Annotated in this window: 1 protein-coding gene; it reads right to left on the bottom strand. The window is 78.6% G+C overall.

All coding sequences use genetic code 11. The annotated features are described in order from the left end of the window. Positions 1–557 (bottom strand): MFS transporter (locus GTR00_RS22215; protein ID WP_323132680.1); only part of this gene is annotated, 557 nt, incomplete at its 3' end. Positions 558–622 lie beyond the last annotated feature (65 nt).

The following is a 622-nucleotide window of genomic DNA, read 5'->3' as shown; positions in this document are numbered from 1 at the left end:
CCACCGGGGGCGGGGGCGTGCGGGCGCGTCTCGGGCAGCCGCAGCCGCACCGCCAGCAGCACGCCCGCGCCGGCCGCGGCCAGCACCGCGAAGACCGCCCGCCAGCCGGCCACGCCGGCCAGCGCCCCGCCGACGGTGGGCGCGAACAGCGGCGCCACCCCGATGACCAGGACCAGGCGCGACATCAGCCGGGAGGCCGTGGAGCCGGTGAACAGGTCGCGCACCACCGCCATGCCCGTCACGGCGCCCGCCGCCACGCCCAGGCCCTGCAGGAACCGCAGGCCCACCAGCACCGGCAGGGTGGGCGCCACCAGGCACAGCAGCGAGGCGACGACGAAGAGGGCGCAGCCGGCCACCACCGGCGGGCGGCGGCCGTAGCGGTCGCTGAGCGGGCCGACGACGAGCTGGCCCAGGGCCATCCCGACCAGCACGACGGTGATGGTCAGCTGGGCGCCGGAGGCGGAGGAGCCCAGGTCGCGCGCCACCTGCGGCAGCGAGGGCAGGTACAGGTCGGTGTTCACCGCGCCCAGGGCCGCCATGGAGCCCAGCAGCAGCACCAGGCCGACCGTGCCGGGCCGGCGGTGGAGGGGACGACGTCGGCGGTGGCGGCGTCGGGCACGGC

The organism is Kineococcus indalonis, assembly GCF_009906395.1.
In the GTDB taxonomy this organism is placed as follows: domain Bacteria; phylum Actinomycetota; class Actinomycetes; order Actinomycetales; family Kineococcaceae; genus Kineococcus; species Kineococcus indalonis.
This window is presented reverse-complemented; position numbering and strand designations above follow the sequence as displayed.